Source organism: Arthrobacter sp. CAN_A214, from assembly GCF_015751955.1.
GTDB lineage: Bacteria > Actinomycetota > Actinomycetes > Actinomycetales > Micrococcaceae > Arthrobacter_D.
The window spans coordinates 132,947-141,508 of sequence record NZ_JADOUU010000008.1 but is presented as its reverse complement, the minus strand read 5'-3'; the positions used below and the strand labels follow the sequence as shown (position 1 = coordinate 141,508).

General features: G+C 65.4%; 7 protein-coding genes and 1 pseudogene. All 8 read right to left on the bottom strand.

Features of this window, described 5'->3' with window-relative positions; translation table 11 throughout:
• Positions 1-113 precede the first annotated feature (113 nt).
• Positions 114-680: a dihydrofolate reductase family protein gene (locus tag IWX65_RS09540; protein ID WP_334683777.1), complete on the bottom strand. Its 567-nt coding sequence runs from the start codon at positions 678-680 to the stop codon at positions 114-116.
• 251 nt (positions 681-931) lie between these two features.
• Positions 932-1,828: pseudogene (locus IWX65_RS09535) on the bottom strand (spore photoproduct lyase family protein); the annotation flags it as partial.
• 15 nt (positions 1,829-1,843) lie between these two features.
• Entirely contained in the window at positions 1,844-2,041 is a 198-nt protein-coding gene (locus IWX65_RS09530) for a hypothetical protein (protein ID WP_196882399.1), read from the bottom strand.
• A gap of 329 nt (positions 2,042-2,370) precedes the next feature.
• Positions 2,371-3,138: a hypothetical protein gene (locus tag IWX65_RS09525; RefSeq protein ID WP_196882397.1), complete on the bottom strand. Its 768-nt coding sequence runs from the start codon at positions 3,136-3,138 to the stop codon at positions 2,371-2,373.
• Positions 3,139-3,272: 134 nt separating this feature from the next.
• A complete protein-coding gene (locus IWX65_RS09520; RefSeq protein WP_196882395.1) occupies positions 3,273-4,301 on the bottom strand; it encodes an ion channel in 1,029 nt (342 codons plus the stop codon).
• Between the two features lie 222 nt (positions 4,302-4,523).
• Entirely contained in the window at positions 4,524-5,309 is a 786-nt protein-coding gene (locus IWX65_RS09515) for an MBL fold metallo-hydrolase (RefSeq protein WP_334683776.1), read from the bottom strand.
• Positions 5,310-5,441: 132 nt separating this feature from the next.
• Positions 5,442-7,781: a DEAD/DEAH box helicase gene (locus IWX65_RS09510; RefSeq protein WP_196882381.1), complete on the bottom strand. Its 2,340-nt coding sequence runs from the start codon at positions 7,779-7,781 to the stop codon at positions 5,442-5,444.
• Between the two features lie 48 nt (positions 7,782-7,829).
• Complete coding sequence (locus tag IWX65_RS09505; protein ID WP_196882379.1) at positions 7,830-8,480, bottom strand: GNAT family N-acetyltransferase; 651 nt, start codon at positions 8,478-8,480, stop codon at positions 7,830-7,832.
• Positions 8,481-8,562: the final 82 nt, after the last annotated feature.

Genomic DNA, 8,562 nt, shown 5'->3' with positions numbered 1-8,562 from the left:
AGCCGTCGTCATCGTCATCGCTATTTGTCTCGCTTCTCACCCCGTGCAAGGGAAGGAATTAGTAAGGGTGTCTCACTCCAGCCTGGCGCACAGGGAAGCGCTGCAGACAGTTGCTAGTGCGCCACACGATAGCGAAGGTAGACGACCCTTGAGCTGAAAGTGCGGGATTCCACATGCTCGAGACCCACCTGCTGCTCCCGTCGGGGGAAAAACGGGATGCCACCGCCCACGAGCACTGGGTACACCCGGACCCGGTATTCGTCGATCAGGCCCAACGAGGCCACCTCGGCAGCGAGAGTCGCCCCGCCGATCGCAATGCCACCCACTCCCGGCTCCGCTTTCAACCGGCCGATCTCCTCAGCCAGGCTGCCGGACGCCAAACGGGTGTTGCCCTGCACCGCCGACAACGTTCTCGAGAACACGACCTTCGGAAGCCTGTTCCAGATGTCGGCGAATTCGAGCTCCTTGTCGTCGAGCAATGGATCCTGCTCGGCGGTCTCCCAGTACAGCATCGTCTCGTAGAGCCTTCGTCCGAGCAGATGGACGTCGACTCCTCGTACCTCGTCGATGGAGAACTGGAACACCTCGTCATCGGGACGTGACCAGTCAAAGCCGCCGTCCGGCCCGACGATGTAGCCGTCGAGCGAGATACTCATCGAACAAGTCACTTCGCGTGCCATGGGCCTCCTCGGTAGAAATTCCGACGGCACTCCCACCTTGGAGTGCACGCTGCCCGCAGACTACCCGCGGAACACCCCGAGGAACAGATCAGTTCTTCCCGACTACCTCCCCTTACGGACCGCGGCGGAAGGACAGTCACCTTGCCACAACTCTGAATACCCACCCAGGTGCTCTTGCCCTCACGCGAACCTACGAGCACATGACCCGCCCGATGACCAAGAACCGGCCGATCGAGTCCAGCGCTCGTGAATCAGGTCCAGTAGAGAAGCCGGGCAGCCGGTAGGCGCCGCTCCAGCTCCTGCATGAACCACTCGCGCATTTCCGTCATGGTCTGTTTCGGGTACACGTACTTGACTCCACCGAATTTCGAACGCTTCTGGCTCCGCGAATCCTCGTCCATTTCGAGCTTGGTCCTCGGATACCAGCCAAGCAGTACCTCCTTGCTCGCAGGGGTAAAGCGGTGCGTGATGATTTCGGCCGTTAGATCGAGGTCGCCGATGCCGGCTACGGCCTCGGAAATGTCGTCGAGCAGCGAGCCATACTGCTCCCGCCAACCAGGTACGGGCATGATCGGGGCGATCGTCAGACCCACTCGATAGCCGGCCGTTGCCACCGCACGGAGAGCGGCAAGCCGCGCGGGCATTCGCGCGGTTCCGCCTTCGAAGCGGTTTGCTACCTCGGCGGCATTCACCGAGAACCGGATCCGCGTTCTACGCCCATGATCGAGGGTCACCAACTCACCGACGTCGTCGAACTTCGTTGTGAACCGCAACTGAACGTCGTTTCCGAACTCACCTGCCCCGACGCGGGAGATCGCGGCAGCGAGCGAACCGGTCACGCTCTCGATTCCGAGTGGGTCCGTGTAGCAGGACATCTCGAACGTCGTACCCTCGTCACCACGCTGGAGGGTCCCACGGGTGACGGAACCCTTGCCGGCGTGAGTGCGGATGCCGTCCAGCACATCGTCGATATTGGCGTAGGCGCGGGTGATGGGAGGCCCCTGCAGTGATCCGGCGAGGTAGCAGTACTGGCAGTGGGCTGGGCAGCCCTTGGCGAGGTCGATGCGCCAGTCCGCGCTCGGTGGGATCGGCTGCGGCTTGAGCGAACTCGGAGGTGCGACGACGACAGCCAGCGTGTTCTTGGCGGATGCGTAGGTCTCGCGCTAGGTGGCGCCTCGGAGTCCCGTCAGCGCGTTGCCGGGGAGAATCCGGATGTCGTCGACGCCGGCGCGCTCGCAGCGCCTGATGATCCCGGCTGTGTGCGGTAGCTCCGCTGCGGCCCGCGTGATCATCACATGTTTGGGCACCCACAGACGGGTAGGAGAGAGGGAGGTCAGGTCCAGTTCCTGGGCTGTAGTCATCACCCTGTACAACAACCTGGACGGCGGGTATGTTCCGCCAGTTCACGTTCCGCATGATCGGCGACGTCGGAAGTGATCGGCCCGTCGCGCAGTCTCGAAACCAGGATGGTTCAACCAGATGAGGTCACTGCACGGGCGCTCAGCGCTGATGGTGGGATGCCCGCTATCACCCGGAGCGGCCTCGAATGGACCAGGGTTGGCGGTCCCGAGCGAACCGGGGGCGCAGTCGGGGCATTCCGCGTTCACCGGGCATTTCCGCGGTGGGTTCACCGGACGGGTCCGAGCCCGGTGTGGTCACCCTTCCACGAAGCGATGCCTTGAACTGCTCCTCAGCCGGTACCTCCGCCCAGCACGTCCACGTGCACGTGGTCGAGGTGGCGCAGGATTTGGTTGCCGGGCTCGGGTGCATCGTAGTCCTGCCACTGCCCTCGAGAGCTGTGTACGCTCCAGAACCGGTCATCGAAGATCACGTACTGGATGTCCAGGTCCCCGGCATGGGCAACGAGCCAGTGGGCGAGTATCCATCCCTCACGCCGGTTCTCCTCGCTCACCGGACGGAAGAAGACGTCGATGGCCCGGCCATCGTAATGTGTCGAGTCCGCTCCGTGTCCCTCACCGACGCCACCCGGGATGAACCCGCCAAGGCTCTGATCACCGAACACCTCGGTCATCGCCTCGCGCACCCGCTCGGCGCGCGGTGTCAGCCCGGTGACCGTCAGCTGCTGTTCCTGCAGGTTCCTGGCGGCCGAGCCCTGGCAAGCCAGGCTGGGACCAGCGCCTTCGGACGGCCCGTCGGCCAGTCGTTGCAGCACAGCCTCATCGATGCCGGAGGTATCCGGCGCCTCCACACCGCGGGCCAGGAGTGCTACGGCCGTCGTGGCCAGCTGCGCCTCATCCCGGGTCAGTCCGACTTTTCCGTCGGCGGTCTCGACCATGCACTCCGGGCGCCCCGGCAGTGAACCGCCCTCGGTGCGCAAGCCGCTGAGGAAGTCGGGCCACAGGAACACCAGCACTGCCCAGAGCACCCCGAGCAGGAGAAGGCCCCAGAGCAGCCGGAGTGGGCCGCGTCGGACTTCCTGCTTCCCGTCATTGGTCATGACGAGTGCAGCATGGTGGTCTCGGAAATGCGAGTACCGGCCAGCTCACGGCCCGCGGCTGGCTCGAGGACTCCAGCACCGATCACGGTTATTTCGTCTACGATGATGCGCCCCTTCGTTGTGTCGTCCGCAGGTTACTGTGCGAGTGCACTGACGATTTCCTCCGGGGAAAGCCTGCGCTCGCCCACGTAGTACAGGACAGCGCTTTCGGGCAGTTGCGTGTCCCAGCCGGGATTGATAACAGCCCCTTCGTGCTGAACAGCGAGCACCGTGGTGGTGAAGCTCCGGCCCATAGCTTCCTGGACTTGTCCGAAATTCACCTGCGGGAGCGCCTCGGGCAGTCGCGTGCTGTAGGTGTTTCGACCGCCGTGGCTCATGAGGTCAGCGTAAACGACAGCGATTCCGGGGTCCTGCAGCTCTTCGGTCGCAAGGCGAGGGGAGTGCCACTGTACACAGCGGACGTCGTCGTCGACATAGGAGAAATTGAGGGCACGACTCATATCGCGCAGTGTGACGACTGTGTGCGCGTTGGGGTTCACATGCGTGACGGCCACGGTGAGGGCCAGTGCTTCGTTGTCGTCGCGGGCGTCGATGAGCACGCGCGCGGCGCGGTGCACACCGGCACGCAGCAGCACACCTTCCTCGGCAAGATCACCACGGATGAAACCAAGACCGGGATGCTCGGGCATCGGATTGACGGAAACGTCATGCCAGGCACACAGGGCAACCGAGTGGGCATCATCGGCGAGGATTTCGTGAATCAGCCGTTCGGTGCGCCCGGGCGTGTAGCCGACGATCACGAGGTGGTCCGACATCTCCAGATCCGACTGGCCCTTCATACGCTGTCCCTTCGCATTCTCGATCGCCATCGCGATCCTGGTAAACAGGGTGGTCAAGGTGACGATGCCGCCGACGATGACGTATACCCCGACGAGGCGACCGCCGACCGTCGTCGGGAAGAAGTCCCCGTATCCGACCGTCGCTGCGGTGACCAGAAACCACCACCAGTAGCTGTCCGCCGAAGTGATCGTGTTGCCGGACGGCTCAGCCCAAATCATGAGTGGCCAACTGGTAAGGAACACCGCGGTGATGATGAGCGCCGGCATCACCCAGAAACGCGAACGCCCGAGCCGCCGGATCAAGCGGGACAGTACAAATGGCACCCCTGCGTTCCCTTCGTTCTCGCGGGACAATACCGTTTGACCATACCCTCGAATAACCGCCCCCGGCTGTGCCCAAGCTTCTCGTCACGAAACCAGGGCAGGGGCCGACCCGGGATGTCACCAGGCTCGCCACCGAAGATGCCACCCCGACCTCTGAGGTTTCAGTCACCGGTAGGGACGGTCCTGTGTTGGACGGCGGTGATCCCAGCAGGACCCGGGTCGCTACCTGAGGGAGTGGAGGTACTCCAGTTGAGCTCCCACCGAGCTTTCGGCCGCGCGCCGCACGGATGGGTCGGCGTCGGCATAGACGACGTCGGTGACCTGCGGTATCCCGGCGCCCGGTTCGAGCCGTGTCAGGGCGGAACGGATCTGGTCCAGGCGGTCCAGACGATGCAGGCGGTAGGCGCGGACTATCGTGTCCAGCGCCGGCAGGACAGGGCCGTGGGCGGGCAGCACCGTGGCGGGGCCCAGCAGTTCGAGCCGGTCGAGGGAGGACAGGTAATCGCCGAGACGGCCATCCGGGTGGTCGAGCATCGTGGTTCCGCGGCCCAGGACCGTGTCGCCGGTGAGGACGGAACCCGCCGGACCGTCGAGCGGAAGGTGGAAGCAGACGGAATCCGAGGTGTGTCCTGGCGTGGCCACTATCCGGACTTCCGTTCCCGCGACCGCAATGACCTCACCGGCCTGCAGTGGCTTCTGTCCGATGCAATGATGTGGGTCGGCGGCGCGGACAGGCGCGCCCGTCAGTTCATGCAGGCGCTCGGCCCCGGCGGTGTGGTCGGCATGGCGGTGCGTGATCAGAATGAGTTCCACGGGGCCGGCAGCAAGCTCCCGAAGGTGCTCCTCGTCGAGCGGCCCGGGATCCACCACGGCCACTCCCGGGTGGCCGTCCGCAGCAATCAGATACGAATTGGTGCCCTCGAGGCTCATCGGCCCGGGGTTGGGTGCAAGCTTGGAGCGTGTCAGGGCGGTGCAGCGGACCTGGGAGGAGGAACGGTCAGCTGCCACCGTTACATCTTCGCATCACTCTCCGCCTGCCGGGCAGCAACGGGTAGGAAGTGACACGAGGAACAGGAGGTGGAGTGCGGAGCGCCCTTCAACAGCGGGCACCGAAGCCGAAGCCGGCGTCGCAGGCCCCACCTACAGCGGACGACGGGTTCCAACGCGCTCCTGCTCAAGGACCAACGAGAGCAGCGTCACCGCGCCGGCCTTGCTCAACGGATTGTTGCGGTTCCCGCACTTGGGAGACTGCACACAGGAGGGACAGCCGTCGCTGCACTCACACGCTGAAATCGCGTCCCGGGTTGCAGTCAGCCAGGTCCGTGCGGCCTCGAAGCCGCGTTCCGCAAACCCGGCGCCGCCCGGATGACCGTCGTAGACGAAGATCGTCGGCAGACCGGTGTCGGCATGCAGCGCCGTCGACACTCCGCCGATATCCCAGCGGTCACTGGAGGCCACCAGCGGAAGCAACCCGATGGCCGCGTGCTCGGCCGCGTGCAGTGCCCCGGGTAGTTCCTCGGCAGTGATGCCGGCATCCTCCAGCAGCTTCGGGTCGATCTCGAACCAGACGCTCTTGGTGAAAAGGTCCCGTGCGCCGAGCTCCAGGGGTTCCTCACCCAGGATCTCGTTCGACACGAAGGCTTTCCGCTGGAAGGACACCACCTGGGTGGTCACCTTGACGTCGCCGACGTTGGCGAGCACCCCACCCCAGACCGCGGTGCGGTTGCGCCCCACCACCTCGATCTGGGTCACGTCCCGCGCCTGCGTGTAGAAGTCGGGATTGGCGCGCTTCACGACGGCGCAATGGTCCTGCTCGTTCAGCTCCTCGACCACGTAGGTGCGCCCCTGGTGCACGTAGATTGCTCCCTGGTGCGCCTGGTAATGGCTCTGCGGTGAATCCATGGTGCCGAGGAGGGAGCCGGTGCCGGACTCGACGATGTTGATGGGACCCCCGCCGTCAGCCCGCAGGTTCACCATCCCGGCAGCGCTCTGCGGGTGGGTCCAGAACCAACCTGCCGGGCGACGCCGGAGGTAACCCTGTTCGCACAGCTGCGTGAGAAGGACGTCCGAGGTGGCGCCGAACAGGTCGAGGTCCGGCTCGGTCAGGGGCAGCTCGGCCGCCGCGGCGCACAGGTGCGGACCGAGGACGTACGGATTGGACGGGTCGAAGACTGTCGCTTCGACCGCGACGTCGAACACTGCCTCGGGGTGGTGGACGAGGTAGGTGTCCAGAGGGTCATCGCTGGCCACGAAAGCGGCGACGGCGTCCTGGCCCGAACGCCCGGCCCGGCCGATCTGCTGCATCAGCGACGCACGCGTGCCCGGCCAGCCCGCGATGAGGACGGCGTCGAGCCCCGAGATATCGATGCCGAGCTCGAGCGCGGACGTGCTGGCCACGCCCAGCAGCTCGCCGCTCCGGAGTGCCGTTTCCAGGGCCCGGCGTTCCTCCGGCAGATAGCCCGAACGGTACGCAGCAACCCGCTGCGGCAGGCTCGGGTGGACCTCCTCCAGCAGCCGCCGTGCCGTGGCCGAAATGCTCTCGGCCCCACGTCGGGACTTGATGAACGCAATGGTGCGGACGTGGGCGGACACGAGGTTCGCCAGGAGGTCGGAGGTTTCAGCGATGACGGTGCGGCGGGACCGGGCGCCGTTCTCCCCCCTCAACTCGGTGAGCTGCGGCTCCCAGAACGCAACGGTTGTCGAGCCGTGCGGTGAGGAATCCTCGGTGACCGCAGTGGCGGGCGCGCCGATGAGCTTGCCGAACGACGCCGATGGGTCGGCCGAGGTAGCTGAGGCACCGATGAACACGGGAAACGCGCCGTAGCTCGCGCAGACGCGGCGCAGTCGCCGCATCAGGTTGGCCACGTGCGAGCCGAAGACCCCCCGGTAGCTGTGCGCTTCATCGATGATGACGTACTTCAGCCGCCGGAAGAACCGCGCCCACCAGGCGTGGTTCGGAAGAATGCCGTAGTGGAGCATGTCCGGATTGGCGAGCACGAGGTTCGCATGGTCCCGGATCCAGCGGCGAGCGCCCGAATCGGTGTCGCCGTCGTAGGTTTCAGCCCGCACCGTGGGCAGCTTCAGCGCATTGACGGCGGACAACTGGTCAGCGGCCAGGGCCTTGGTCGGCGCCAGGTACAGGGCCACCGCACCTGCCGGTGCCAGCGTTGCCGGCGACTCCAATTCACCGCGATGGATCGCGTCGAGCACGGGAAGCTGGTAGCAGAGGGATTTGCCGGACGCGGTGCCCGTGGCCACGATCGTGTGTGCGCCGTCGTGCACGGCATTCGCCCCGGCAACCTGGTGGCGCCACGGTTCGGCGACGCCGCGTGCACTGAAAGCGGAGACGACGTCGGGGTGCGCCCAGGCGGGCCACGGCTCGAAAACAGCCTTGCGCGCCGGGATCTCGCGGACGTGCAGCAGCTGTTCCGGTTCCGGCCCTGCGCCAAGCAGGCTGATCAGCGAATTCTGCAGTGCCACGCCGTCATTGTGTCACCCGACCGGCGCTAGCTCCGCGACAAGGTGCGTTTATCCTCTGATAACGAACACGTCGATGAGGTGCTCCCAACCGAGGAACTCGTACAGCGCGCGTCCCTCCGCGGTGGTCAGGAGGAGCCCGGTGGTGACGTCCTCCTCCAGTGCTCCCGCGATCAGCGCCCGCATGACGAACGTTGCCAGGCCGCGACGCCGGAACTCGTCGACTGTCACGATGCGGTCGAAGACCGCGTACTCGCCGACGACGTTGGCGGAACCGTGGGCCGCGGGCTCACCGTCGAACTGCACGCTGACCCGTTGGCACTCGCCGTCCCGTTGGCGCTGGAAAGTGTACCCCTCGTCGGGAAGCCGGGGGTCCTCGACGTCCTGGGCGAGCATGTCTGCACTCATCAGCGACTGTTTCCGGTCGAGGATCCGCATCCCGAGCGGGTCGACGGCGTCGATCAGTTCCTGCAGACGGCTGGTGACCACCGACAGGCTCCGGGTCGGATCAGCCTTCGTCTCCTCGGCGACCCTCAGGAACAGCTCGGTGGAGGGCTCATACAGGAAGTGCTCGGTCTCGTTGTCCCGGTCCGTGTGGACGACGGAGGTCGTGGAGCCGTCGTCGGACGGCTCATAGCCGCGGCAGGTGGACCAGCCCGTCAGCCACGTGGAAAAAAGTTCACTGCTCGCAGGTGCACTCATGGATGAACGATAGTTTGCCCGGCCGCCGAAGAACATACCCGCATCCGGAAGCAACGATTTTGATGCACAAAGTACCCTTTAA

Excerpts from the sequence above, each read along its gene's own strand:
- IWX65_RS09525 (WP_196882397.1), bottom strand. The coding sequence starts at position 3,138 with ATGACCAATGACGGGAAGCAGGAAGTCCGACGCGGCCCACTCCGGCTG.
- IWX65_RS09530 (WP_196882399.1), bottom strand. The coding sequence starts at position 2,041 with ATGACTACAGCCCAGGAACTGGACCTGACCTCCCTCTCTCCTACCCGT.
- IWX65_RS09505 (WP_196882379.1), bottom strand. The coding sequence starts at position 8,480 with ATGAGTGCACCTGCGAGCAGTGAACTTTTTTCCACGTGGCTGACGGGC.
- IWX65_RS09540 (WP_334683777.1), bottom strand. The coding sequence starts at position 680 with ATGGCACGCGAAGTGACTTGTTCGATGAGTATCTCGCTCGACGGCTAC.